Source organism: Streptomyces sp. NPDC093094 (assembly GCF_044754345.1).
Taxonomy (GTDB): Bacteria; Actinomycetota; Actinomycetes; order Streptomycetales; family Streptomycetaceae; genus Streptomyces.
In genome coordinates this window covers 18,248-43,762 of the sequence record NZ_JBIVOX010000005.1, presented here as the reverse complement: position 1 = coordinate 43,762, position 25,515 = coordinate 18,248, and the positions used below count along the sequence as shown (strand labels likewise).

The 25,515-nt window shown below is 70.8% G+C and carries 22 protein-coding genes, 1 pseudogene and 1 riboswitch; of the genes and pseudogenes, 10 read left to right on the top strand and 13 right to left on the bottom strand.

Annotated elements, in window-relative coordinates; genetic code table 11:
* The 5 genes from ACIQGV_RS11310 to ACIQGV_RS11290 all read right to left on the bottom strand — a co-directional run bounded on the left by ACIQGV_RS11310 (nt 1) and on the right by ACIQGV_RS11290 (nt 3,757).
* Nucleotides 1-483: an NUDIX domain-containing protein gene (locus tag ACIQGV_RS11310; RefSeq protein WP_402493280.1), complete on the bottom strand. Its 483-nt coding sequence runs from the start codon at nt 481-483 to the stop codon at nt 1-3.
* 134 nt (nt 484-617) lie between these two features.
* Nucleotides 618-1,523, bottom strand: a complete 906-nt coding sequence (locus tag ACIQGV_RS11305; protein ID WP_402493278.1) for a LysR family transcriptional regulator — start codon at nt 1,521-1,523, stop codon at nt 618-620.
* A 219-nt stretch (nt 1,524-1,742) separates the two neighbouring features.
* Nucleotides 1,743-2,885, bottom strand: a complete 1,143-nt coding sequence (locus ACIQGV_RS11300; protein WP_402493276.1) for a cystathionine gamma-lyase — start codon at nt 2,883-2,885, stop codon at nt 1,743-1,745.
* The gene (locus ACIQGV_RS11295) at nt 2,882-3,373 is read right to left on the bottom strand and encodes a low molecular weight protein-tyrosine-phosphatase (protein WP_402493274.1); all 492 of its coding nucleotides are present in this window, start codon (nt 3,371-3,373) and stop codon (nt 2,882-2,884) included. The genes ACIQGV_RS11300 and ACIQGV_RS11295 overlap by 4 nt, the downstream gene beginning before the upstream one ends.
* Nucleotides 3,374-3,379: 6 nt before the next feature.
* A complete protein-coding gene (locus ACIQGV_RS11290) occupies nt 3,380-3,757 on the bottom strand; it encodes a phage holin family protein (protein WP_402493272.1) in 378 nt (125 codons plus the stop codon).
* A gap of 58 nt (nt 3,758-3,815) precedes the next feature.
* Here ACIQGV_RS11290 and ACIQGV_RS11285 point away from each other — a divergent pair, with 58 nt between their 5' ends.
* The 4 genes from ACIQGV_RS11285 (at nt 3,816) to ACIQGV_RS11270 (ending at nt 6,104) form a co-directional block, all read left to right on the top strand.
* On the top strand, nt 3,816-4,133 hold the full coding sequence (locus ACIQGV_RS11285; RefSeq protein ID WP_402494101.1) for a cupin domain-containing protein: 318 nt from the start codon (nt 3,816-3,818) through the stop codon (nt 4,131-4,133).
* A gap of 156 nt (nt 4,134-4,289) precedes the next feature.
* The gene (locus tag ACIQGV_RS11280; RefSeq protein WP_402493270.1) at nt 4,290-4,502 is read left to right on the top strand and encodes a DUF5326 family protein; all 213 of its coding nucleotides are present in this window, start codon (nt 4,290-4,292) and stop codon (nt 4,500-4,502) included.
* 205 nt (nt 4,503-4,707) lie between these two features.
* On the top strand, nt 4,708-5,568 hold the full coding sequence (locus tag ACIQGV_RS11275) for an IclR family transcriptional regulator (protein WP_402493268.1): 861 nt from the start codon (nt 4,708-4,710) through the stop codon (nt 5,566-5,568).
* A gap of 98 nt (nt 5,569-5,666) precedes the next feature.
* The gene (locus tag ACIQGV_RS11270) at nt 5,667-6,104 is read left to right on the top strand and encodes an SsgA family sporulation/cell division regulator (RefSeq protein WP_402493266.1); all 438 of its coding nucleotides are present in this window, start codon (nt 5,667-5,669) and stop codon (nt 6,102-6,104) included.
* Nucleotides 6,105-6,354: 250 nt separating this feature from the next.
* On the opposite strand, the gene ACIQGV_RS11265 is transcribed toward ACIQGV_RS11270, so the two are convergent.
* Nucleotides 6,355-7,956, bottom strand: coding sequence for a YibE/F family protein (locus ACIQGV_RS11265; protein WP_402493265.1), 1,602 nt, complete (start codon nt 7,954-7,956; stop codon nt 6,355-6,357).
* Between the two features lie 71 nt (nt 7,957-8,027).
* Nucleotides 8,028-8,205, top strand: a riboswitch (TPP riboswitch).
* Between ACIQGV_RS11265 and thiC the strand changes: the two genes are divergently transcribed.
* Nucleotides 8,198-9,997 carry a phosphomethylpyrimidine synthase ThiC gene (gene thiC / locus ACIQGV_RS11260; RefSeq protein ID WP_402493263.1) on the top strand — a complete coding sequence of 600 codons (1,800 nt, stop codon included), beginning with the start codon at nt 8,198-8,200 and terminating at the stop codon, nt 9,995-9,997. It overlaps the preceding riboswitch by 8 nt.
* 126 nt (nt 9,998-10,123) lie before the next feature.
* Here thiC and ACIQGV_RS11255 read toward each other — a convergent pair whose 3' ends face one another.
* The 3 genes from ACIQGV_RS11255 to ACIQGV_RS11245 form a co-directional block, all read right to left on the bottom strand.
* Complete coding sequence (locus tag ACIQGV_RS11255) at nt 10,124-10,990, bottom strand: hypothetical protein (protein WP_402493262.1); 867 nt, start codon at nt 10,988-10,990, stop codon at nt 10,124-10,126.
* A 194-nt stretch (nt 10,991-11,184) separates the two neighbouring features.
* Nucleotides 11,185-12,270, bottom strand: a complete 1,086-nt coding sequence (locus tag ACIQGV_RS11250; protein WP_402493261.1) for a metallophosphoesterase — start codon at nt 12,268-12,270, stop codon at nt 11,185-11,187.
* Between the two features lie 424 nt (nt 12,271-12,694).
* Nucleotides 12,695-13,807 carry a LacI family DNA-binding transcriptional regulator gene (locus tag ACIQGV_RS11245; protein WP_402493260.1) on the bottom strand — a complete coding sequence of 371 codons (1,113 nt, stop codon included), beginning with the start codon at nt 13,805-13,807 and terminating at the stop codon, nt 12,695-12,697.
* Nucleotides 13,808-14,244: 437 nt separating this feature from the next.
* On the opposite strand from ACIQGV_RS11245, the gene hisC reads away from it, so the two are divergent.
* Nucleotides 14,245-15,324, top strand: a complete 1,080-nt coding sequence (gene hisC / locus ACIQGV_RS11240) for a histidinol-phosphate transaminase (RefSeq protein ID WP_402493258.1) — start codon at nt 14,245-14,247, stop codon at nt 15,322-15,324.
* 90 nt (nt 15,325-15,414) lie between these two features.
* Here the strand turns inward: hisC and ACIQGV_RS11235 are convergent.
* Nucleotides 15,415-15,802: pseudogene (locus ACIQGV_RS11235) on the bottom strand (cyclophilin-like family protein); the annotation flags it as partial.
* A 209-nt stretch (nt 15,803-16,011) separates the two neighbouring features.
* Between ACIQGV_RS11235 and ACIQGV_RS11230 the strand changes: the two are divergent.
* From ACIQGV_RS11230 to ACIQGV_RS11215, 4 genes are all read left to right on the top strand, one after another.
* Nucleotides 16,012-17,520, top strand: a complete 1,509-nt coding sequence (locus tag ACIQGV_RS11230) for a cytochrome ubiquinol oxidase subunit I (protein WP_402493256.1) — start codon at nt 16,012-16,014, stop codon at nt 17,518-17,520.
* A gap of 20 nt (nt 17,521-17,540) precedes the next feature.
* Nucleotides 17,541-18,548 carry a cytochrome d ubiquinol oxidase subunit II gene (cydB, locus tag ACIQGV_RS11225; RefSeq protein WP_402493254.1) on the top strand — a complete coding sequence of 336 codons (1,008 nt, stop codon included), beginning with the start codon at nt 17,541-17,543 and terminating at the stop codon, nt 18,546-18,548.
* Between the two features lie 70 nt (nt 18,549-18,618).
* Nucleotides 18,619-22,170 (top strand): thiol reductant ABC exporter subunit CydD, encoded by a 3,552-nt coding sequence (cydD, locus tag ACIQGV_RS11220; protein ID WP_402493252.1) that lies wholly within the window; start codon nt 18,619-18,621, stop codon nt 22,168-22,170.
* 88 nt (nt 22,171-22,258) lie between these two features.
* Nucleotides 22,259-23,350, top strand: a complete 1,092-nt coding sequence (locus ACIQGV_RS11215; RefSeq protein WP_402493250.1) for a M23 family metallopeptidase — start codon at nt 22,259-22,261, stop codon at nt 23,348-23,350.
* Between the two features lie 37 nt (nt 23,351-23,387).
* Here the strand turns inward: ACIQGV_RS11215 and ACIQGV_RS11210 are convergent, their stop codons facing one another.
* From ACIQGV_RS11210 to ACIQGV_RS11200, 3 genes are all read right to left on the bottom strand, one after another.
* Complete coding sequence (locus ACIQGV_RS11210) at nt 23,388-24,293, bottom strand: HAD hydrolase family protein (RefSeq protein WP_402493248.1); 906 nt, start codon at nt 24,291-24,293, stop codon at nt 23,388-23,390.
* 206 nt (nt 24,294-24,499) lie between these two features.
* Entirely contained in the window at nt 24,500-24,943 is a 444-nt protein-coding gene (locus ACIQGV_RS11205) for a hypothetical protein (RefSeq protein WP_402493246.1), read from the bottom strand.
* An 18-nt stretch (nt 24,944-24,961) separates the two neighbouring features.
* Nucleotides 24,962-25,510, bottom strand: coding sequence for an RNA 2'-phosphotransferase (locus ACIQGV_RS11200; protein WP_402493244.1), 549 nt, complete (start codon nt 25,508-25,510; stop codon nt 24,962-24,964).
* Nucleotides 25,511-25,515: the final 5 nt, after the last annotated feature.

Below are 25,515 nucleotides of genomic sequence, written 5' to 3'. Positions count from 1 at the left end.
TCAGCCCAGATCGGGGGCGTGCATCGCACGTACGCCCTCGATGTTGCCGTCCAGGTAGTGGCGCAGAGACAGCGGCACGAGATGGACCGAGGCGATGCCGACGCGGGTGAAGGGGATCCTGACGATCTCGTACTCACCCATGGGTTCGTCGACCTCGGGGCCGTGGCGCAGGCTGGGGTCCATCGACTCCAGCCGGCAGACGAAGAAGTGCTGCACCTTCACGCCGGTCGCGCCGCCGTCCTCGCCGATGTGCTCGACGGTGTCCACGAAGCAGGGGACCACATCGGTGATCTTGGCGCCCAGCTCCTCGTGGACCTCGCGGTGCAGGGCGTCGACGACGGTCGGGTCCTCCGGCTCCACGCCCCCGCCGGGGGTGAGCCAGTAGGGATCCACACCGGGCTTGGTGCGCTTGATCAGGATCAGGTCGTCGCCGTCCAGGAGCACGGCTCGGGCGGTGCGCTTGACCACGGGTCTGACGGTCATGGGAGAAATGTGGCCCGGCTGGTTCCACGTGAAACATCATGCGGCGTCCTCGCACGGGATCACCCGGCGACAGGCCCCGGCCGTCGGCTCCGGCCGACGGGGACGTCCTTCCCCGGCCGGCCCGAACTCCCTGCTCAGGACCAGTCGGCGGCCGTGCGGAGCAGCCATTCGTGCGCCCGGGCGATGTGCGGCATCGCCAGTGTGCCGGTGCGCACGACGAGAAAGTACGTCCGCAGCGGCGGTACGGCCGGATCGTGCAGCGCGACCACGTCCCCGTGTTCCAGGGCGGACGCGCACAGATAGCGGGGCAGCACAGCGAGACCGGCGCCCGCGATCGCGCAGGTGAGCACGGCACGCAGATCGGGCACGACGACCGTGCCCGAGGCGGCCGGGCGGCAGTCGAAGACGGAGGCCCAGTAGCGGGAGACGAAGGGCAGCGACTCGTGCACCTCGACGACCGGGAGGTTCTCCAGGGCGGACGCGCCGCTGCCGCGCGGCGCGACAGGGCCGATCGTCTTCGCCCAGCGCGGGGCGGCCACCAGGACATGCTCCTCGTCACACAGCGGAGTCGCCGTGAGCAGCGCACCGCGTGGCCGGGCCGTGCTGATGGCCAGATCGTGATGTCCGGCGGACAGCCCCTCCAGAGCCTCGTCGGCGTTCCCGAAGGAGGCGCGCAGGGAGAAGCCCTGCCCGTCGTCACCGGTCAGTTCCACCAGGGCGGGCAGCGCCCGCTCGGCGGTGAACTCGGGCGGCCCGGCCAGATGCAGGGTCCTCAGGGAGGACTCGTCGTCGAGGCCGCTCTCGGCTATCTCGACGAGGGCGTCGAGATGCGGTGCGGCCTTGTGGGCCAGCTCGTCGCCGATGGTCGTCGGCGTCACCCCGCGGGCCTGGCGCAGAAACAGGGGCCGTCCCAGCTGCCGCTCCAGCGTGCGGATCTGCGAGGTGACGGCGGGCTGGGAAAGGCCCAGCAGGGCGGCGGCACGGGTGAAGGAGCCGGCCCGGTGCACGGTCACGAACGTGCGCAGCAAGGCCAGATCCATGGCACGCCCTCCCTTTCCCCGCCCTTCTCCGGCCTCGGACAGGGCCAACTATAAATATGTCGATAGGTCGCTGTCGCTACTGTGATTGGACACTGACACAGAGTCAACTAGCCTAGTGCGCGCGGTTCTTCGCGCGCAGAACCGGGGGCGGTCCGAGCCACGAGGGGGGAGGCTCGGACCGTCCGTTCGCCGTAGCCGGTCCTGCGCAGGCGCGGGCGGTTACCGCACCGATTCGGCCAGCGCCCGCCGCACGTCCGCGACCAGGTCGGCGGCGTCCTCTGCGCCCACCGACAGACGGACGAACCCCTCCGGCACGGCGTCGCCGCCCCAGCGCCCGCGCCGCTCGGCGGTGGACCGTACGCCACCGAAGCTGGTGGCGTCGTCCACGAGCCGCAGAGCCTGCAGAAAACCCTCGGCACGCTCGCGCGTGGGCAGCGTGAACGACACCACGCAGCCGTAGCGGCGCATCTGCCGCGAGGCGATCTCGTACGACGGGTCGCCCGGCAGTCCGGGGTAGCGCACGCCGAGGTCCTCGGGCCAGTCGCGCAGTGCTTCGGCGACGGCCAGCGCGGTGGCGCTCTGCCGCTCCACACGCAACTGGAGCGTGGCGATCGACCGGTGTGCCAGCCATGCCTCCATCGGCCCCGGGATCGCCCCCACGATCTTGCGCCAGCGCCGTACGGCCGTCATGGCCTCGCCCGCGCGGCCGACGACATAGCCGAGAAGGACGTCGCCGTGCCCGGTCAGCTGCTTCGTGCCGCTGGCCACCGCGAAGTCGGCACCCAGGCCGAGCGGCCGCTGGCCGAGCGGCGTGGCGAGGGTGTTGTCGACCGCGACCAGGGCGCCACGCGCGTGGGCCGCCTCGGCCAGCCGGCGGACGTCGCACACGTCGAGCCCCGGGTTCGACGGCGTCTCGATCCACAGCAGCCGTGCTCCGTCCAGCACGTCGAGCTGGGCGTCGCCGCCCGTCGGGGCGGTGCGCACCTCGATGCCGTACGCCTCCAGCTGCGCACGGACCAGGGACAGCGCCTGGTAGCCGTCGCCGGGCAGCACGACCGCGTCGCCGGCGCGCAGCTGGGAGAAGAGCACCGAGGAGACGGCGGCCATTCCGGAGGAGAACACGAGCGTCTCGACGCCGTCCTGCCCGGGCGCCTCCAGCTCGCCGACGGCCCGCTCCAGACGGGCCCAGGTGGGGTTCTCGTCACGGCCGTAGGTGTACGGCCCGGTCGGCTCGCCCGGCAGATGGAAGTGCGCGGCGAACACCGGCCCCGGCAGGGCCGGTTCGTACTTCACCGGCTCGGGCAGGCCGGCCCGCACCGCGCGCGTGCCCTCGCCCTGCGGCGGGTGCCCGGAATCGTTCATGCCGCCCGGCCCTCCACCTGCTCACGGACCGCGGCGAGCAGACCCGTGCTCGCCGCCTCCACCATCTCCAGACACTCCTCGAAGCCGTCCATGCCGCCGTAGTACGGGTCCGGCACATCGAGATCGTCGCCCGCGGCGGGGTCGTAGGAGCGCAGCAGCCGCACCTTCCGCGCGTCCTGCTCGGTCGGGGCGAGACGGCGCAGGGCCTTGAGATGCCCGGAATCCAGGGCGATCACGAGGTCGAGCCGGGAGAACCAGGAGGCGTGGAACTGCCGTGCCGTGTGGCCGCCGTCGTAGCCGTGCTCCTCCAGGACGGCCACAGTGCGCGGGTCCGCCGGGTCCCCCTCGTGCCATCCGCCCGTGCCGGCGCTGTCGACCTCCACCTCGTCGGCCAGGTCCGCCTCCGCCACACGCGCACGGAAGGCGGACTCGGCCATCGGGGAGCGGCAGATGTTGCCGGTGCAGACAAAACAGACGCGGTACGTCATGACCGTTCAGTCCTTGTCGGGCAGGACGACGTTGAGCGCCCAGGAGACGATCGAGATGATCAGGGCGCCCACGACCGCGGTCCAGAAGCCCTCCACATGGAAGCTCAGGTCCAGCTTGTCGGCCAGCCACGACGTCAGCAACAGCATCAGCGCGTTCACGACCAGGGTGAACAGGCCGAGCGTCAGCACCAGCAGGGGCAGGCTCAGCAGCTTCACCAACGGCTTGACCAGTATGTTCACCAGCCCGAAGAGCAGCGCCACCAGCAACAGCGTGCCGACCTTCTTGCCGGTGCTGTCCCCGGTCAGGGTGATCTTGTCGAGCATCCACACGGCGACCGCCAGTGCGCCCGCGTTGGCGATCGTCTTGACTACGAAATTCATCATGTGTCTGATCGTGGCAGACGAGATCCGCTACGAGCAGGGGCGTGAGGGCAACAACGCGATGAAGGCATTCCGGCTGGACGAACTGGAGGCGGAGCGCGCCGCCAACGAAGGCGCCTACCTGCAGTTTCTGCGGGAGCGGAACATGTCGGTGGGTCTGTACGCGCTCGACGCGGGCGAGCACGACCCCCAGCAGCCGCACAACCAGGACGAGGTGTACTTCGTCGTGAGCGGCCGCGCCTCGATCACGGTCGGCCTGGGGACCACCCAGGTGGCCCGGGGCAGCGTCGTCTACGTCCCGGCCGGAGTGGCGCACAAGTTCCACCACATCAGCGAGGACCTGCGGGTTCTCGTGGTGTTCTCTCCGCCCGAGAGCTGATGTCCGGCCCCCGGATTCCCTAGGGGACCGGTCAGGGGAGGACAAGGGACGCGAGGCCCCCGCCGGCCCCCTCGCCCGCCCTAGCATCGAGGGCAGGAGATACGAAGGACCGAAGGGCGGACAGAGCCCGACGGACGAGAGAGAAGGGCTGGGGCGATGCGAGAGATCTTCGCGGGGCTGCCGTGGTGGGTGAAGTGGGTCGCGGTGCCGGTCATCGCCCTGGTGGTGTTCGGCGGGCTGATAGCCAGCGTCGTCGGCTTCGTGATCGGTCTGCTGTTCAAGCTGCTGGTCTTCGTGGCCCTGGTCGGCGGACTCATCTACGTCGTCAGGAAGTTCACCTCCAGCTCGGCGTCGCGCAGCGACTGGTGAACGGCACAGGGAGCCGGTGGGTGACAAGGAAAACCACCGGTTCCCTCGGGCGAGGGAAGTTTGCCGGGCAGCCCGCCCTCAGGCGGAGACGGGCCGTTAGAGTCCGGAACTCGACGTGGGGACGGACGCCCCGCGAACGGCGTACACCCCCGTACACCCCGTGTCCCCCCGCACGGGCAGCACCCTCGCCTTCGGGAGTGACCCCTTGGCCACGGTTGACACCACCCCCGCCGGACCTCATGCACCCCCCGCCCCTGCCGGGATCCTCACCAGACCGCCCGAACAGCCGGTCCCGCCCGGAGCGCGGGCCCCGCACCCGGCCACCACGCTCATCGGCTCCGTCCAGCGGGCGATGCGCCTGCTGGAGTGCACCGCCGGGCACGAGCACGGGGCCCCCGCCAAGCAACTGGCCCGGGAGACGGGCCTGGCCCTGCCCACCGCCTACCACCTGCTGCGCACCCTGGTCCACGAGGGCTATCTGCGGCGCGACAAGGGGCTGTTCTTCCTCGGTGAGGCGGCGGAGCGGCTGAGCAGCAGCGGAGCGAAGCAGAAACGTCGCAGCACGGTGGTCGAGGCGCTCGCCCAATGGCGAGATTCCATCGGTGTCCCGGTGTACTACGCCCAGTACCGGGACGGCGAGATCGACGTCGTCTGCGTCTCGGACACCCCCGGCAACCCGGCCGTCGTGGAGTGGGCCGACTTCCGCGAGACCGGGCACGCGCACGCCATCGGGCAGTGCCTGCTGTCCCAGCTGGGACAGGACGCCCGGCTCGACCACCTCGAACGCTACCCGGTGCAGCCGATCACCCCGTACACGGTGCGTGACCGGGCGTCCCTGCTGCGCCGGATGGACCGGATGGGGCGCATGGACCTGGTGGTCGAGCGTCAGGAGTACGCGCTGGGCACCGTGTGCGCGGCCGTTCCGATCACCGTGGGCAGCGCGGCGGCCACGATGGCCATCTCCCTGCCGACCCAGCACTCCGGACGGCTGCTGCCTGCGGCGCGGCAGCTGCAGAGCGAGGTCGGGCGTCTTCTGGGATCCCTCGCGATCTCTATCAGTATCTGAAAACTCACTCCTTGTGATCTGGTGTGCACGTTGAGCAAGATGCCACCAGGATCAGAGGTTCATTCCCGGCCAGTCGACGGCAATAGACGGGGTAGGCGATGCGCGAGTCGGTGCAGGCAGAGGTCATGATGAGCTTTCTCGTCTCCGAGGAGCTCTCCTTCCGGATTCCGGTGGAACTGCGCTACGAGACCTGTGATCCCTATGCCATCCGTCTGACCTTTCATTTGCCCGGTGACGCACCGGTGACCTGGGCGTTCGGGCGGGAGCTGCTCATCGACGGCGTGGGCCGGCCGAGCGGGGAGGGCGATGTACGGGTCGCGCCCGTGGAGCCGGAGTCCCTCGGCGAGGTGCTGATCCGGCTCCAGGTCGGCAGCGACCAGGCGCTGTTCCGCTCCTCCACGGCGCCGCTCGTGGCCTTCCTCGACCGCACCGACAAGCTGGTGCCGCTCGGTCAGGAGACCTCGCTCGCCGACTTCGACACCCACCTCGACGAGGCCCTGGACCGCATCCTGGCCGAGGAACAGAGCGCCGGCTGAAGCGTTCGCCGACCACGGTGCCGTAACGCTTCACCAGGCGGCCGACGCGGCCCTCGGCGGCGCGTTCACGGCCGCGGCCCGGGCTGCGGCCGCGGGGTGCCGGCGGACCGGGCACGGCCCGTGCCCGGCTGCTTCCGGCGCCCCCGCCCGTCTCGGCTCGGCATGAGCGCCCCGGCCTGCCGGGCTCAGCGATTGCGGCAGCAGCCCTGCTTCAGCTCGATGCCTGCAGCAGCGGCGGCCCCGCCCGGGCTCAGCGCTTGCGGCGGCGGCCTCGGCCCGCGCGGGCCCCTACGGCTGCCGGGCCCGGCTGGGCGCCTGCGGGCGACATGGCGGGACGGTCGGCGGAGACCATCAGCGCGGCCAGCGCGGTGGTGACGGGAACGGATGCGACCAGGCCGATCGAGCCGACCAGGGTGCGCACGATCTCCTGCGCCACCAGTTCGCTGTTGGCGACCGCGCCCACGCTGCTCTGGGCGATCGAGAAGAGCAGCAGCAAGGGCAGGGCCGCGCCCGCATAGGCCAGGACGAGCGTGTTGACGACCGACGCGATGTGGTCGCGGCCGATGCGGATACCCGCCCGGTACAGGCCGCGCCAGCCCATCGTGGGGTTGGCCTCGTGCAGCTCCCAGACCGCCGACGTCTGGGTCACCGTCACATCGTCCAGCACACCGAGCGAACCGATGATGATGCCGGCCAGCAGCAGACCGCTCATGTCGATCGACGGGTACAGCCCGTGGATCAGGCCGGTGCTGTCGTCCGTGTTGCCCGTGAGGGCGGCCCAGTCCATGAACCACGAGCCGAGCACACCGATCAGCAGCAGCGAGAGCAGCGTGCCGAGCACGGCCACCGATGTCCGCGCGGACAGGCCGTGACAGAGATAGAGCGCGACCAGCATGATGGCGCTCGCCCCGACCACCGCGACGACCAGGGGGTTCGAGCCCTGCAGGATCGCCGGCAGGACGAAGAAGTTGAGCACCAGGAAGCTGATGGCCAGGGCGACCAGCGCCATCACCCCGCGCATCCGCCCCACGAGGACGACCGCGAGCGCAAAGATGCCGGCGAGCACTGCCAGCGGCAGACGCCGGTTCACATCGGCGACGGAGTACTGCAGGTCCTTCGGAGCGGAGGGCTCGTAGGCGACCACGACCTCCTGGCCCTCGTGCAGCTGCCGGGACTGGTCGGGCTGGACGATCTCGGTGAACGTGCGCCCGCTGTCCTTGCCGGAGTCGACACGGATCGTCGCCCGCTTGCAGTCGCCGTTCGCCTGCTGCTGAGCCGACGACCCCTCGGCGGTGGAGGTGTCTCCGGTCGGGGGGACACCGGAGGCGTTGACCGACTTGCAGTCCACCTGCACGACCTCGGTGACCGTCGCCTGCTCCGTCTGCCGGTCGAAACCGACACCGGTGCGCTCGTGGCCCGGTGCCCCACCGGGCCACAGCACGGCGAGGCCCACCACGACCGCGGCGGCGAACGGGACCAGGATCGCCGCGATCACCTTGCGCAGATGCTTGGACACCGGTGTGGCCGGCCCATGGCTGTGGCTGTGCGAGTGCCCGTGCCCGCTTCCCTGCCCGTGCCCGCCTTCGGCGCCGTGTCCGCCTCCGTGTCCGGTGCCGCCTCCGTGTCCGGTGCCGCCTCCGTGTCCGGCGGCGCCTCGACGGCCGGTACCGCTGTCGTGTCCGCCGCCGTGGCCGTGGTCGCCACCGGGCCCGTCCCCCGAGTCGTGGCCGGGACTGTCGCCGTATCCGCCACCGGAGGTGTCTCTGGCGGCGCGCGCCTCACCGTGGCCGGGCTGACGCCCATGACGGCGCGGTTCGGGCGGTGGAAACGAGGGCTGCTGTGTCGTGGTCACCGGCCGATCATCGCAAGAACGGCAGGGGCCCCCTGTTCACCGCGCCAGAGTTGCCGCTAGCGTGGAGGCACCTTTGTACACGCGGGAGCTCGGAGCACCGGGCTGAGAGGGCGCTGACCTCCGTCTTCGCGATGTTTCACGTGGAACACGACGTGTTCCACACGAAACACCGGAAGACGGTGAACGCTGCGTCGACCGCCGAACCTGTTACCGGGTAATGCCGGCGTAGGGAGTAGGTCTCATGACCAGCAAGGACGTACGCACGCCTGCCTCCACGCAGCCGCAGACCTCCGTGGTCTCCGACAGCGATGACGTCAGGAAGTCCATCGGATGGCACAAGGCGTATGTCGAGGGCTCACGCCCCGATATGCGCGTGCCGGTTCGTCAGGTGCACCTCACCAACGGCCAGTCGGTCACGCTGTACGACACGTCGGGCCCTTACACCGATCCATCCGTCGAGACGGACGTCCGCAGGGGCCTGGCGCCGCTGCGGGAGAACTGGATCATCGCCCGCGGAGACACCGAGGAGTACGCGGGCCGCCCGGTCCGTCCCGAGGACGACGGCCTCAAGCACACCTCGCCGCGTGGCGGTCTGCGCAACCTCGACGCGGTCTTCCCGGGGCGCCCCCGGCTGCCGCGCCGGGGCCGTGACGGACAGGCGGTCACCCAGCTCGCCTACGCGCGCCGGGGCGAGATCACGCCCGAGATGGAGTACGTGGCCATCAGGGAGAACGTTTCGCCCGAGGTGGTGCGCGAGGAGATCGCGGCGGGCCGGGCCGTGCTGCCCGTGAACGTCAATCACCCGGAGATCGAGCCGATGATCATCGGCAAGCGGTTCCTGGTGAAGGTCAACGCCAACATCGGCAACTCCGCGGTGACGTCCTCCATCGAGGAGGAGGTCGAGAAGATGACCTGGGCGACCCGCTGGGGTGCCGACACGGTCATGGACCTCTCCACCGGGCGCAACATCCACACCACCCGTGAGTGGGTGCTGCGCAACTCCCCCGTGCCCATCGGTACGGTTCCGCTCTACCAGGCGCTGGAGAAGGTCGACGGCCGCGCCGAGGAGCTGACCTGGGAGATCTACAAGGACACGGTCATCGAGCAGGCCGAGCAGGGCGTGGACTACATGACGGTCCACGCGGGCGTGCGCCTGCCGTACGTGCCGCTGACGGCCAACCGCAAGACGGGCATCGTCTCGCGCGGCGGCTCGATCATGGCCGCGTGGTGCCTCGCGCACCACAAGGAGAGCTTCCTCTACGAGAACTTCGAGGAGCTCTGCGAGATCCTCGCGGCGTACGACATCACGTACTCCCTCGGTGACGGCCTGCGCCCCGGTTCCATCGCGGACGCCAACGACGAGGCCCAGTTCGCCGAGTTGAGGACGCTCGGGGAACTCAACCGGATCGCGAAGCGTTTCAATGTTCAGACGATGATCGAGGGCCCGGGCCATGTCCCGATGCACAAGATCAAGGAGAACATCGACCTTCAGCAGGAGATCTGTGATGAAGCTCCGTTCTATACGCTCGGCCCGCTGACGACGGACGTCGCGCCCGCGTACGACCACATCACCTCCGGTATCGGCGCCGCGATGATCGCCTGGTGGGGCACGGCCATGCTCTGCTACGTCACCCCCAAGGAGCACCTGGGTCTGCCCAACCGGGACGACGTGAAGACGGGCGTCATCACCTACAAGATCGCCGCGCACGCCGCCGACCTCGCCAAGGGGCACCCGGGCGCACAGGAGTGGGACGACGCGCTGTCCGACGCCCGGTTCGAGTTCCGGTGGGAGGACCAGTTCAACCTGGCCCTCGACCCGGACACGGCCCGGGAGTTCCACGACGAGACCCTTCCGGCCGAGCCCGCCAAGACCGCCCACTTCTGCTCCATGTGCGGGCCGAAGTTCTGCTCGATGAAGATCTCCCAGGACATCCGCCGTGAGCACGGCGGCACCAAGACGGAGATCGAGCAGGGCATGGCCGAGAAGTCGAAGGAGTTCGCGGCGGCGGGCAACCGCGTGTACCTGCCGCTCGCGGACTGACCCCGCCGCGGGGGACGGGCAGGCCAGGCCGCGGATGTCGGCCGGCTGTACGTCCGGCCCGGGCCGCCGAAGCCGTCGGTGGCCCGGTGCACGGCGTGCGTTCCCGGTCGGGGAACGCACGCCGGGTCAGTCCGGCTGGTGCTCGGGCCCGCCGAAGTCCGGGCTGCTGAAGTCGGGACTGGTGTAGCTCGGCCGGGGACCCGCCGCGGGACCCTCACCGGGGCTGGTGAAGCCCGGGCGCCCGTAGCCGAGGTGGGGGATACGGCTCGTGCGCGCGGGCTGCGTGGTGCGGGGCAGGGTGACGGGGCCGGACGCGGTGAGGGCATCGCGCAGGAACGGCAGGATGCCTCGCTCCACCAGGGCCTCCCGCCATGCCTCCCTGGCCTGGTCCAGCTCCCCGCCCGGATCGCCGTAGAGGCCCGTTTCCGGTGAGGGCCTGTTGCGCAGGGCGGTGAGCAGCAGACCGACGGCGGCGACCAGGATCGCGACGGCCGTCACGGCGCCGAACACCCACCCGGTCGTCAGCAGGGTGTCACCGAACGACTGGTCCGGATCGAGCACCTTGAGGAGGTAACCGACGAGCAGGAAGATCACGGCGGCGGTTCCGGCGAGGACGGGCGCCAGGACCGCGACGACGGCGACGGCCCCCGCTCCGGCGGTCTCGGTGACCTCGCCCATGGCGGAGGCGAGCCCCACCGTGCTCGCGCCGGGGTCGGCGGAGCCGGACTCGCGCACGGACGCCGGAGTGGAAGGCGCCGGCCGACGCAGTTCCTCGCGGACCTTCACATAGTGCTGGTACTCGGTCGCGGCGGCTGCCGTGATCAGGGCGGTGGCGCCGAGCGCCATGGTGCGCAGTTGTTCCGAGGTGAGCCGCTGGCCGGCCGCGGCCGGCTCCGGACGGTGTGGGGAGGAGCGCAGCGCCTCATCGAGGATCCGCTCGTATTCCTGGCGGTCCTCGCTCAGCAGGTGCTGCGGAACGCTGTTCATGTGCATCCCCCGATGCTCCGTAGGGCTTGGGGCTCGCACGCTGACGAGCCGTCGGGCAGAAACGGAGGGGAGCCTGCTACGGATAAGCCGATGGTAGAGCGGCAAAGGCACACGGTGACAGGGGGTTTGCAGAAATTGGCCCCCGGCCCGCGTCCGTCACCGGCCGGACATGCGACGAGAGACGCCTGTCCGGTGAAAGCTCACTTGTCCAGGGGGAGTTGCTGCACCAGAAGCTTTCCGGCCATGGTCACGCCGCCGTCCATGGCGATGGCGAGACCGTCGGCGTAGACGTGCGGCCCTTCGATCACGGGGCCTGAGGTGTCCTCGCCCTCCTCGTTGCCGACCTCGCCCAGGAGGTAGGGGATGGGGCTGTGACCGTGGACGATGCGGGTGCCCCCGTAGGTGTCGAGCAGCGAGCGCACGGCGTCCGCGCCGCCCTCGTCACGGAAGGAGAAGCGCTTGGTGAACTTGCGGAACAGATCCCAGACCTCGTCCGCGTCGTTGCGCGTGATGGTCTCGCGGACGGTGTCGTTGACCTCTTCGATGGAGTTTCCGTAGTCGAGGTAGGCGGTGGTGTCGGAGTGCACGAGCAGATGGCCGTCGACCTCCTCCAGGGCGTCGAGGCGGGACATCCACTGCAGGTGATGGTCCTGGAGGCGGTCCATGTCGGTCTTCTGGCCGCCGTTGAGCAGCCAGGCCGCCTGGAAGGTGGCGGTGCCCGCACCGGAGTTGACGGGGGTGTCGCCGAACCGCTTGGCGCCGAGGAGCAGCAGCTCGTGGTTGCCCATCAGGGCCTTGCAGTAGCCGCCCGAAGCGGCCGCCTCGGCGGACAGCCGCATCACGAGGTCGATGACACCGATGCCGTCCGGACCGCGGTCGGTGAAGTCGCCGAGGAACCACAGCCGGGCGGTGCCGGCGCACCACTGGCCGGCCGCGTCGATCAGGCCCTTCTCCTGGAGGGCGGCGACGAGTTGGTCGAGGTAGCCGTGCACGTCGCCGACCACGAACAGCGGGCCGGGCCCGGCGACGGGCTGGGGCACCGGGGCGGAGGCGGCGACGGGGTCCACGGTCACCTGGAGCGTGTCACCCCGATTGATGACGGGCAGATCGCGCTGGGTGGGGGTGTACCCCTCCGGGTACTCGACCGGTTCCGCGGTACCGGTGACCTCACCGGGGCGGGCGCCGGTCTCGTGGACGTAAGCGGGCACCCGGAAGTCGCGCAACGTCGCCGTGCGCTGCACCTCGGGTCCCTGACCGGCCCCCTGAGTCATCGACCCCTCCACCATCGCGCCGCATCTGCACCGCATCGGACTGCCTGGTCGCAGCTGCCCGCGGTGCCGTGGGCCCATCATAGGAATGCGGATCGTGCCATGTGATGACCCAGGGGTGGTGAATCGGAACAGGACTCCGCTTCACCGTGGCTTTCGCCCCGATTGGGCAGGTCTTTGCCGGAGGCGTGACGCGGCTCCGGGCGCGGCCCGGGTTCTCCCGGGAGCCTCGCGGGCACGGTGCCCTTCGGCGTGCCCGCGCCGACAGACCCGCGCGGCTCGCTTCTCGTCGGCGGGTCCCCGGCGCGGAGGAGCCCTCCCGGGCCGCTCCCGCCCGGTGCCTCTCGGGCGCGCGGTCGCCCCGGTCCGGTGGAACGTGCGCGGGCGATCGTCTCGTGCTCCGTCTCACGGACGGCCCGGTCCAGGTGGCGGACCGGGGCGGTCAGCCTTCGTCGGGTGTGCGCGGAGGGCTCACGGTGCGGCGGGGCGCGCGCCGCTGGGAAGAGGTGCGGACGATCAGCTCCGTCGGTATCACCTGCTCGACCGGGTGGTCCGACTCGACGCCCTCGATGGCGTCGATGAGGAGCTGGACCACGGCCGTGCCGATGCGGCGGGGCTTGAGGGACAGGGTGGTGATGGGCGGCTCGGTGTTGGCGTACACGGTGGACTCGCTGCAGCAGACGAGCAGCAGGTCTTCCGGCACGCGCAGTCCGTAGCGGCGGGCGGCGGCGAGCAGATCGGTGCCGTTGGGGTCGAACAGACCGTAGACGGCGTCGGGCCGGTCGGGCCGGGCGAGCAGTCGGTCGGCGGCGACGGCCCCGGCGCAGGGGTCGTGCGCCGGGTACGCCTCGTACACCGGATCCTGGCCCACACGCTCGCACCAGCGCAGATAGGCGGTGGTCGACAGGTGGGTGTAGGTGTCCGTGGTCGTGCCGGTCAGCAGACCGATACGGCGGGCACCGGCGTCGGCCAGGTGGTCGAGGATGCCGAGGACGGCGGCCTCGTGGTCGTTGTCGACCCAGGCGGTGACGGGGAGCGAGCCGGCCGGGCGGCCGTCGGAGACGACAGGTAAGCCCTGCCGGACCAGCTCGCTGACCACGGGGTCCTGGTCGGAGGGGTCGATGACGACCGTGCCGTCCAGGGCCACGTTGGACCACACGTCGTGGCGGGAGGTGGCGGGGAGGATGACGAGGGCGTATCCGCGGGCGAGCGCGGCGGAGGTGGCGGCCCGGGCCATCTCGGCGAAGTAGGCGAACTCGGTGAAGGTGAAAGGTTCATCCCCGTACGTCGTCACGGTCAGGCCGATGAGTCCCGACTTGCCGGTACGGAGGGTTCGGGCGGCGGCCGAGGGGCGGTAGCCCAGCCGGTCGGCGACCTCGCGGACATGGCGGCGGGTGGCGTCCGGGAGCCGGCCCTTGCCGTTGAGGGCGTCGGAGACGGTCGTGATGGAGACTCCGGCGGCGGCGGCCACGTCTCTGATGCCCGCCCGTCCCGGCCGGTTGCCTCGCCGTGAGGTTTCCGCGCGGCTCACCTGGTGCTTCCCTGCTGCTGTCATGGCGTGCCGATAGTAGGGCTCATGCGGTGGGGTAGTGCGGACGCATATGCACCCGTTGACAGACACGTTTCTGCAAGGCGGCGACAGGTGAAATGCCTTGGAAAGCAAGGGAGTTGGCTGTCTTCGCTGTAGTACGTGGCTTGTCGGCGCGCACCCGCCTGCCAAGTGTCCGATGTTTCGAAGAGGTCTCAACTCACCTTCACGAGGGATGCGCGCCACGGCGCGAGCCACCGGCGCGTAGATATATGTATGGTGCGCCCCTCATTCATACAGTTTTATACGATGATGCCCGTGTTGTCGGTGAGGTGCCTGAGGTGCACGGACTCCGGCAGAAGGTGAGGCCGACCCATACGCAGCCGGGCCGAATCCTCTTAAGGTGAGAAGCATTGGAAGCCGACGGTGCTGACGGCCCGCCGGTGATCGCGAGGAGGACTGCGGTGAGCGAGACGAGCCCGAAGCTGCGCGCCGAGCTGGAGGGTATCCCCACCTACAAGCCGGGCAAGCCGGCCGCGGCCGGAGGGCCGGTGGCGTACAAGCTGTCCTCCAACGAGAACCCCTATCCCCCGCTGCCGGGCGTGATGGAGAGCGTCACGGCTGCCGCCGCGGCGTTCAACCGCTACCCGGACATGGCCTGCACGGGCCTGATGGAGGAGCTGGCCGAGCGGTTCGGGGTGCCGGTCACGCACGTGGCCACCGGCACCGGTTCCGTCGGGGTCGCCCAGCAGCTCGTCCAGGCCACCTCCGGCCCCGGTGACGAGGTCATCTACGCCTGGCGGTCCTTCGAGGCGTACCCGATCATCACGCAGGTCAGTGGCGCGACCTCGGTTCAGGTGCCGCTGACGGACGGCGATGTGCACGACCTGGACGCCATGGCCGACGCGATCACCGACCGCACCCGGTTGATCTTCGTCTGCAACCCCAACAACCCCACCGGCACGGCGGTGCGGCGAGCCGAGCTGGAGCGCTTCCTGGACCGGGTTCCCCGCGATGTGCTGATCGTGCTCGACGAGGCGTATCGCGAGTTCGTCCGGGACATGGAGGTGCCGGACGGCGTGGAGCTGTACCGCGACCGGCCGAACGTCTGTGTGCTGCGGACCTTCTCCAAGGCGTACGGCCTCGCCGGCCTGCGGGTCGGGTTCGCGATCGCTCACGAGCCGGTCGCCGCGGCGCTGCGCAAGACGGCCGTTCCGTTCGGGGTCAGCCAGCTCGCGCAGGACGCCGCGGTGGCCTCGCTGCGGGCGGAGGACGAACTGCTCGGCCGGGTCGGCTCGCTGGTCTGCGAGCGCACGCGGGTGGTCGACACGCTGCGCGCCCAGGGCTGGACGGTGCCCGACACCCAGGCCAATTTCGTGTGGCTGCGGCTGGGAGAGCGCACGGCGGCGTTCGCCGCGGCGTGTGAGCAGGCGGGTGTCGTGGTGCGGCCGTTCCCCGGCGAGGGTGTGCGGGTCACGGTCGGTGAGACCGAGGCGAACGACATCTTCCTGAAGGCGGCGGAAGGCTTCCGCAAGGAGCTGTAGAAGTCTTCCGCGGGGGGACGGAGTCCTGGCAGGCCGGCCCCGGCGGGACAGTCCCGCCGGGGCCGGCCCGGCAGGAGAGCCCTGGCCGGCGATCGTCTCCACGCGCACCGGGTCGCCGACGCGCACCGTGGCCAGGGGGCCGGGGTCCCGTCGAGACGACCGAGGACGTTGCAAAGGCTCGCGAGGCGGCATTCGTCGCCTCGCGAGATCGGCGTCGGGCCGGGTCGGGGAGTGCGAGGGCGTCACCGTCGGTCCAGAAGGCGACCGTGCCCGGCTCGACTGCCTGCCGGGCATCCGTTTCACGTGAAACGGAGATTCCGGTGTCGAAGTGGACCTCCTCGCCCCAGGTGCGGGCGGCGGAGGCGAGAGGCAGTGCCTCCGGCAGGGCCTGGGCGACTGGGGTGCTGTCGAGAGCCGCGGTGAGATGCCCCGCGGGCCAGGAGATCCGTACGCGGGTCGATGAGTGCTGTGTCTGCATGGCAGGCCCTTCAACAAGGTGTTGAATTTCTCGCCGAGGGGCCGGCGTGGCGGCCAAAGAGGCACCCCCCTGTGGAGTCCGAAAATCAGTGCGTCATAATTGCTTGTGAATGTGAACGCGTTCACAAGCGTGTCCCGGTTGCTCCGATGATGTGTGTGACAAAAGGGGCAAACTGCCGCTGTGTCCACGGCGAGTAAGGAGACGATGACGTGGAATTGGCTTTGGCGCCGGAGACCCTGGCGCGATGGCAGTTCGGCATCACCACCGTCTACCACTTCCTCTTCGTCCCGCTGACGATCTCGCTCGCCGCCCTGACGGCCGGCCTGCAGACGGCATGGGTGCGGACGGAGAAGGAGAAGTACCTCAGGGCCACCAAGTTCTGGGGCAAGCTGTTCCTGATCAACATCGCCATGGGTGTGGTCACCGGCATCGTGCAGGAGTTCCAGTTCGGGATGAACTGGTCCGACTACTCCCGGTTCGTGGGTGACATCTTCGGCGCCCCGCTCGCCTTCGAGGCGCTCATCGCCTTCTTCTTCGAGTCCACCTTCATCGGCCTGTGGATCTTCGGCTGGGACAAGCTGCCCAAGAAGATCCACCTGGCCTGCATCTGGATGGTCTCGGTCGGCACGATCCTTTCGGCGTACTTCATCCTCGCGGCCAACTCGTGGATGCAGCACCCGGTCGGCTACCGGATCAACGAGGCCAAGGGACGGGCGGAGCTCACCGACTTCTGGCTGGTCCTCACCCAGAACACCGCGCTCGCCCAGGCGTTCCACACCCTCTCGGCGGCCTTCCTCACCGGTGGCGCGTTCATGGTCGGCATCTCCGCCTTCCATCTGCTGCGCAAGAGGCACATCCGCGAGATGAAGACCTCGCTGCGGCTCGGTCTGGTCACCCTGATCGCCGGTGGCATGCTCACCGCTGTCAGCGGTGACGTCCTCGGCAAGATCATGTACGAGCAGCAGCCGATGAAGATGGCCGCCGCCGAGGCGCTGTGGGACGGCGAGGCTCCCGCACCCTTCTCCGTCTTCGCCTACGGCGATGTCGAGAAGGGCCACAACACGGTCGCCATAGAGATTCCGGGCCTGCTGTCCTTCCTGGCCAAGGACGACTTCACCTCGTACGTGCCCGGCATCAACGACGTCAACAAGGCCGAGCAGGAACGGTTCGGACCCGGTGACTACCGGCCCAACATCCCCGTCGCCTACTGGGGCTTCCGCTGGATGATCGGCTTCGGCATGGCGTCCCTCGCCGTGGGCGTGGCCGGGCTCTGGCTGACCCGCAAGAAGTTCCTGCTGCCGCAGCACCTGAGGGTGGGCGAGGACGAGGTGCCGCATCTGGTCCTGTTCCGCAAGAAGGCTCTCGGTCCGAAGCTCACCACCTGGTACTGGCGCATCGCGATCTGGACCATGGTCTTCCCGCTGATCGCCAACTCCTGGGGCTGGATCTTCACCGAGATGGGACGCCAGCCGTGGGTCGTCTACGGCGTCCTGCAGACCCGTGACGCGGTCTCCCCCGGTGTCTCGCAGGGTGAGGTGCTCACTTCGATGATCGTCTTCACCGTGCTCTACGCGATCCTCGCGGTGGTCGAGGTCAAGCTGCTGGCGAAGTACGTCAAGGCCGGCCCGCCGGAGCTCACCGAGGCCGACCTCAACCCGCCCACGAAGATCGGCGGCGACTCCCGTGACGCCGACAAGCCGATGGCCTTCTCGTACTAGGCCGAGGGAGCTGCTCAGTCATGGAACTGCACGACGTCTGGTTCGTCCTGATCGCCGTCCTGTGGACCGGTTATTTCTTCCTGGAGGGCTTCGACTTCGGTGTCGGCATCCTCACCAGGCTGCTGGCCCGCAACCGCCTGGAGAAGAGGGTGCTGATCAACACGATCGGCCCCGTCTGGGACGGCAACGAGGTCTGGCTCCTCACGGCGGGCGGAGCGACCTTCGCCGCCTTCCCGGAGTGGTACGCCACCCTGTTCTCCGGCTTCTACCTGCCCCTGCTGGTCATCCTGGTCTGTCTGATCGTCCGCGGCGTCGCCTTCGAGTACCGGGTCAAGCGGCCGGAGGAGAAGTGGCAGCGCAACTGGGAGACAGCGATCTTCTGGACCTCGCTGATCCCCGCCTTCCTGTGGGGCGTGGCCTTCGCCAACATCGTGCGGGGTGTGAAGATCGACGCCGATCTGGAGTACGTCGGCGACGTCTGGGACCTGCTCAACCCCTACGCGCTGCTCGGCGGCCTGGTGACGCTGACCCTGTTCACCTTCCACGGCGCGGTCTTCACGGCGCTGAAGACCGTCGGTGAGATCCGGGAGAGGGCACGCGGGATGGCCCTCAAGGTCGGTCTCGTGACGGCTGTGGCCGCGCTGTGCTTCCTGGTGTGGACCCAGGTCGACACCGGTGACGACAAGAGCCTGGTCGCCCTGGTCGTCGCGGTCGCCGCCCTGGTCGCCGCGCTGGTGGCGAACCAGGCGGGGCGTGAGGGATGGTCGTTCGCGCTGTCCGGTGTGACCATCGTCGCCGCCGTGGCGATGCTCTTCCTGTCGCTCTTCCCCGACGTCATGCCGTCCTCGCTCGACGAGGAGTGGAGCCTGACGGTCACCAACGCCTCGTCGAGCCCGTACACCCTGAAGATCATGACCTGGTGTGCGGCGATCGCCACACCGATCGTGCTGCTCTACCAGGGCTGGACGTACTGGGTGTTCCGCAAGCGGATCGGCACTCAGCACATCGCTGTCGAAGCAACACACTGAGTCCGACCGGGAAGGTGTTTCACGTGAAACACCGTCAGACACCTTCCCCGGGCCGAAGGGCATGTTTCACGTGAAACCGATCGATCCCCGCCTTCTCCGCCACGCCCGTGCCACCCGGCTCTTCCTCGCGGCGGTCGTCGCCCTGGGCGCCGTGGGGGCGGGGCTCGTCGTCGCCCAGGCGATGCTCATCGCCGAGGTCGTGGTCGGTGCCTTCCAGCACGGACTGCCGGCCGGTGAGCTGCGTACTCCCCTGCTGCTGCTCGTGGCTGTGGCGGCCGGCCGCTCGGTCGTGGCGTGGCTCACCGAACTCGCGGCCCATCGCGCGAGTGCGGCCGTGAAGTCGGAGCTGCGCGGAAGGCTGCTGGAGCGGGCGGGCCGGCTCGGCCCGGGCTGGCTGGAGGGACAGCGCACCGGATCTCTGATCGCGCTGGCCACACGAGGGATCGACGCGCTCGACGACTACTTCTCCCGCTATCTGCCGCAGTTGGGCCTTGCGGTGGTGGTGCCGGTGGCGGTGCTGGCCCGGGTCGTCACCGAGGACTGGGTGTCCGCCGCGATCATCGTCGGCACCCTGCCGCTGATCCCGCTCTTCATGATGCTGATCGGCTGGGCCACACAGGCGCGGATGGACCGCCAGTGGCGGCTGCTGTCCCGGCTGTCCGGGCACTTCCTGGACGTGGTGACGGGGCTGCCGACGCTGAAGGTGTTCGGCCGGGCCAAGGCGCAGGCCGAGTCGATCCGGCGCATCACCGGGGAGTACCGGCAGGCGACCATGCGGACGCTGCGGATCGCCTTCCTCTCCTCCTTCGCCCTGGAACTGCTCGCCACCCTCTCCGTGGCCCTGGTCGCGGTGACCATCGGGATGCGGCTCGTCCACGGAGAGATGGACCTCTTCACCGGGCTGGTCGTCCTTGTGCTGGCCCCCGAGGCGTATCTCCCGCTGCGGCAGGTGGGCGCGCAGTATCACGCGGCGGCCGAGGGGCTCGCGGCGGCCGAGGAGATCTTCGCGGTGCTGGAGACGCCGGTGCCGGACACGGGGACCGGCCCCGCCCCCGACGGGCCCCTCGTGTTCGACGGCGTCATGGTCCGCCACCCCGGACGGTCACAGGACGCTGTCGCCGATGTCTCCTTCACCGTGAGGCCCGGGGAGACGGTCGCACTCGTCGGACCGAGCGGCGCGGGCAAGTCGACGCTGCTGAGCGTCCTGCTGGGCTTTGTGCGGCCGGCCTCGGGGCAGGTGCGGATCGGCGGCACGGATCTCGCCGGCATCGACCCGGAGCAGTGGCGGGCGAAGGTCGCGTGGGTTCCGCAGCGGCCGCATCTCTTCGCGGGCACGGTCGGGGAGAACGTGCGCCTCGCACGGCCCGACGCCGACGACACGTCCGTCCGGGAGGCACTGCGGGACGCCGGGGCGCTGGAGTTCGTGGACGCGCTGCCTTTCGGTGCCGACACCGTGCTCGGCGAGGACGGGGCGGGGCTCTCGGCCGGACAGCGGCAGCGGCTCGCGCTGGCCCGGGCCTTCCTGGCCGACCGTCCTGTGCTGCTGCTCGACGAGCCGACGGCCGCACTCGACGGAGAGACCGAGGCCGAGATCGTCGCCGCGGTCCGCAGGCTGGCGGCCGGGCGTACGGTCCTGCTGGTCGTGCACCGGCCCGCGCTGCTGGCGGTGGCGGACCGGGTGGAACGGCTGGAGCTGCCGGAACGACCGGAGCGGCTGGGGGCGGAGGCAGAGCCGGTGCCCATGGCCCGCCTCACCGGTACGGCCGACCGGACGGCCGGGAACGACGTCTCCCCCGTGACGGAAGCGAGTGCCCCCGCGGGTGAGGAAGCCGCTCTCGGGCCCGCCCCTTCCGGGGCCCGTCCCCTCACCCGGGTCCGTGCCATGGCCGCACCGCGACACGGCCGCCTCGCCCTGGCGCTGTTGCTGGGCAGCCTCGCGCTGGGCAGTGCCGTCGGACTGATGGCCACTTCCGGGTGGCTCATCTCGCGGGCGTCGCAGCAGCCGCCGGTGCTGTATCTGATGATGGCCGTGACGGCGACCCGGGCCTTCGGGATCGGCCGGGCCGTCTTCCGCTACACGGAGCGGCTGGTGTCGCACGATGCGGTGCTGCGGATGCTGGCCGACACCCGGGTCGCGGTCTACCGGCGCCTGGAGCGACTGGCGCCCGCCGGACTGCGCGACACCCGGCGGGGTGATCTGCTCACCCGGCTGGTCGCCGACGTGGACGCCCTCCAGGACTACTGGCTGCGCTGGCTGCTGCCCGCCGGGGCCGCGGCGCTCGTGTCGGCCGGGTCGGTCGCCTTCACGGCCTGGCTGCTGCCGGAGGCGGGCGCGGTCCTGGCGGCCGGACTGCTCGCGGCGGGCGTCGGGGTCCCGCTGCTCTCCGGCGCGGTGGCGCGGCACGCCGAACGCAGGCTCGCCCCCGCCCGGGGCGTGCTCGCCACCCGCGTGGCCGATCTGCTCACCGGCACCGCCGAACTGACCGTCGCCGGAGCGCTGCCGGCCCGGACCGCTCGGGCCCGCGCGGCGGACGCCGACCTGACCCGGATCGCCTCGCGCACGGCCGGCGCGACCGCGCTCGGTGACGGGCTCACCGCCCTGGCCGGCGGGCTGACCGTCGCCGCGACCGCGCTCGTGGGCGCCCAGGCGGTCGCCGCCGGGCGGCTGAGCGGTGTGGCCATGGCCGTCGTCGTCCTCACCCCGCTGGCGGCGTTCGAGGCGGTTCTCGGGCTGCCGCTCGCCGTGCAGTTCCGCCAGCGGGTGCGCAGGAGCGCCGAGCGGGTGCACGAGGTGCTGGACGCCCCGGTGCCCGTGCGAGAGCCGGAGCAGCCGCGGCAGGCGCCCGCCTCACCGTTCCCGCTGGTCGTGAGCGGCCTGACCGCCCGGTACCCCGGGCAGGGCCGGGACGCGCTGGCCGGGCTGGACCTGAGGCTGGAGGAGGGCCGCCGGGTGGCCGTGGTGGGCCCGTCGGGGTCGGGCAAGACCACGCTGGCGCAGGTGCTCCTGCGCTTCCTGGACGCCGACGCCGGCTCGTACACGCTGGGCGGCGTGGACGCGTACGCGCCGAGCGGTGACGACGTACGGCGTCTTGTCGGGCTGTGCGCCCAGGACGCGCACCTCTTCGACAGCTCCGTACGGGAGAACCTGCTGCTGGCCCGGCGCGGGGCGACCGACGCCGAGCTGTGCGACGCGCTGGCGCGGGTGCGGCTGCTGGAGTGGGTGGAGAGCCTGCCCGACGGGCTGGACACGCTGGTGGGGGAGCACGGGGCCCGGCTGTCCGGGGGGCAGCGGCAGCGGCTGGCGCTCGCGCGTGCGCTGCTCGCCGACTTCCCCGTGCTCGTCCTCGACGAGCCCACCGAGCATCTCGACCTGCCCACGGCGGACGCCCTCACCGCGGATCTGCTGGCGGCCACCGAGGGCCGTACGGTTCTGCTGATCACCCACCGGCTGGCCGGTCTCACGGACGTCGACGAGGTGGTCGTGCTGGACCGGGGCCGGGTCGTGCAGCGGGGAGGCTTCGCGGAGCTGGCCGCGGCGGAGGGGCCGCTGCGGGAGACGGCGGCCCGTGAGGCGGAGGCGGAGGAACTGACACGGCAGGCACCTGTGCTTGAGGCTCTGTAACCGAAAACACCTCGTTCGCAGCAACCTGTCCCCCAGGCGTACGACTTGAACAGGACTCCGGGCGTGCGGTGGGGCCACGATCGCTGACATGCCCTCACTTCGCCGTCATCCGCTGCTCGTTTCGGTGCTGCTGTGCGCGCTCGCCGTGCTCGCGGCCCGGCCCACCGAAGCCTCGGACACGGCCGAGGGCGGCGTCGGAGGGAGCGTCGCGGGAAGCGCGTCGGGCAGTGCCTCGGGGAGCACGGCGGCGGAGGTGGCACGGCTGTACGAGGACGCGGCCGTGGCGACGCAGCAGTACGAGCGGGGACAGCGCGAGGCCGGGGCGCAGCAGGCGCGGGCCCGGCACTACGAGGGGCTGCTGGAGAGCCGGCGGCGCGAGATCGCCGTGCTGCACGAGGACCTGGGCCGGATCGCACGGGCCCAGTACCGCGACGGCGGCGGGCTGCCGGTCGCCGCGCAGATCCTGCTGGCGGGCACTCCGGAGGAGATGATGCGCGGTCAGCGGATGTTCTCCCAGGCGAATCTGGAGCTCGGCAACGCCATCGAGAAGAGCCGCCGGGCGGAGCAGCGGCTCGTGGCCGACGAGGCGAGGGCCGCGGCGGCCTGGCGGGAGCTGGACAGGCGCAACGGCGAGCTGGCGGCGCTGAAGGGGTCCATCGAGCAGAAGCTGGAGGAGGCCCGCTCACGGCTCCAGGGGGAGGCGGACGCGTCGGCTCTGGCGGGCAGCTGCCGGGGTGCGGTCCGGCTCGAACAGCCGCCGGCCTCGTACGCGCAGGGCTGGGTCGCGCCCGTGGAGACGTACCAGCTGTCGGCGGGCTTCGGCAGCGGGGGGTCGCGGTGGGCGAACCGGCACACCGGGCAGGACTTCGCGGTGCCGATCGGTACGCCGGTGCGGGCGGTCGGCGACGGGCGGGTGGTGAGCGTGTCCTGCGGGGGCGCGTTCGGCATCCAGATCGTGGTCGGGCATCCGGGCGGCTACTACACGCAGTACGCGCACCTCGCGTCCGTCGCCGTCGACGAGGGCGAGCGGGTGGCCGCCGGGCAGTGGATCGGACAGACGGGCACCACCGGCAACTCCACCGGACCGCATCTGCATTTCGAGGTGCGGGTCACCCCCGAGCTGGGCTCGGGGGTGGACCCGGTGCCGTGGCTGGCTGCCCGTGGCGTCCCGCTGGGGTAGCCGGACCACGGCCCGGGGCGGCCGGGCAGCCCCGGGCTCACGCCTCCAGGGCCTCGGCCAGCAGCTGCTCGACGACCACGGCGACGCCGTCCTCGTTGTTGGCGACCGTGCGGCCCGAGGCCGCCGCGATGACGTCGGGGTGGGCGTTGCCCATCGCGTAGGAGCGTCCCGCCCAGGTGAGCATCTCGACGTCGTTCGGCATGTCGCCGAAGGCGACGACCTCTTCGTGGGAGATGCCGCGCTCGGCGCAGCACAGGGCGAGGGTGCTGGCCTTGGAGACACCGGGGCCGCTGATCTCCAGCAGGGCGCTGGGGCTGGAGCGGGTGACGCCTGCGCGGTCGCCGATGGCGAGGCGGGCGAGGGTGAGGAAGGCGTCGGGGTCGAGCGTGGGGTGGAAGGCGAGGATCTTCAGCACGGGCTCGTCGGCGCCCGGCCCGTCCGGACCGAGGAGCTGCTCGGCCGGTGCCAGGACGTCGGGGATCTCCATGTGCAGCTTGGGGTAGTCCGGCTCCTGGTTGAAGCCGTACGTCTGCTCGACCGCGTACACCGTGCCGGGCGCCGCGTCCCGCAGCAGGCGTACGGCGTCGAGCGCGTTCTCCCGGGCCAGCTCGCGCACCTTGACGAAGCGGTGGGTGCCCGGGCCGCCGTGCAGATCCACCACGGCGGCGCCGTTGCCGCAGATGGCGAGGCCGTGGCCGTGGACGTGGTCGCTGACGACGTCCATCCAGCGGGCGGGCCGGCCGGTGACGAAGAAGACCTCGATGCCCGCCTCCTCGGCGGCGGCCAGTGCGGCGACGGTCCGCGGGGAGACCGACTTGTCGTCGCGCAGGAGGGTGCCGTCGAGATCGGTGGCGATCAGCCGCGGGCGGGGCCGCGGAGGCTCGGGGGAGGCGGAGGGCGCGGGCTTTCTGGTCGCTGAGGTCACCGGGCCATTCTCGCGCATATGCCAGCACGACCGTGCGGGAGTCCGCACAGATGAGGCCCGTGGCACACTCGACGGAAGGCCCGGACGGAAGGCCCGGACGGAAGGCCCGGACGGAAGGCGCACCGCGGCGGCGGCCCGCAGGCGTCACCGCCCGCAGGCGTCACCGCCCGCAGGCGTCACCGCCCGCAGGCGTCACCGCCCGCAGGCGTCACCGCCCGCAGGCGTCACCGCCCGCAGGCGGCCAGCCACGGGGTGAGGGCCACGAGGACGAACTCCTTGTGCACACGGTCGCGCGGCAGCGGGACCATCAGGAAGTGACCCGGAGGGAACCGGCGGGCCCTGACCCAGGCCCGGCCGTCGTAGAGGGAGCGCACGAAGGCGGGGACGTCGTCGCGGTCGACGTCGGGACACTCCACCCCGTCCACGGTGATCAGTGCGTCGTCCTCCGGATAGAGCCGTACGCCCACGGCGGGGCGGCCGCCCAGCTCGACATGGGCCTCGTGCGGCAGGGAACCGTCCGGGTCGGTGACGACGCCGACCCCCGCGGTCGTACGCCGTGACGTCCGGTCGGCGCCGATGTCGTGGGTGACCTCGATCTCGCGGTGGTACTCATGGGCGAGGGCCCGTAGCGCGGAGACCGCGGCCTCGGTGGTCGGCAAGTGGTCCATACCACTGATCATGCCGGGTCAGTGCGCCTCGGGGAAGCGCAGATAACGCGGCGGCACCGCCTTGGTGAGCCACACCCCGTTCGCGCTCATGTGGAAGACATGGCCGTCCCGGTGCATGGCCCCGGCGTCCACCGACAGCACGACGGGCCGTCCCCGGCGGGCGCCCACGCGTGTGGCGGTCTCCCGGTCGGAGGACAGATGCACGTCATGGCGGTTCATGGGCCGCAGCCCCTCGTCGCGGATCGCCTCCAGACGGGCGGCCACGGTGCCGTGGTAGAGGTACGGCGGCGGGGTCGCGGGCGGCAGGCCCAGATCGACCTCGACGCTGTGGCCCTGGCTGGCGCGGATCCGGGTGCCCTCGACGGCGAAGCGCTTCTTGTCGTTCGTGGCGACCACCTGGTCCAGCTCCTCGCGTGTGAAGCGGAACCCGTGCGCGGCGGCCGCCGCCATCAGGGCGTCGATCTCCACCCACCCGCCCTCGTCCAGCGTGAGCCCGATCCGCTCCGGCTGGTGCCGCAGATGCTTGGAGAGGTACTTCGACACCTTCACGGTGCGTCTTTCGTCCATGCGCA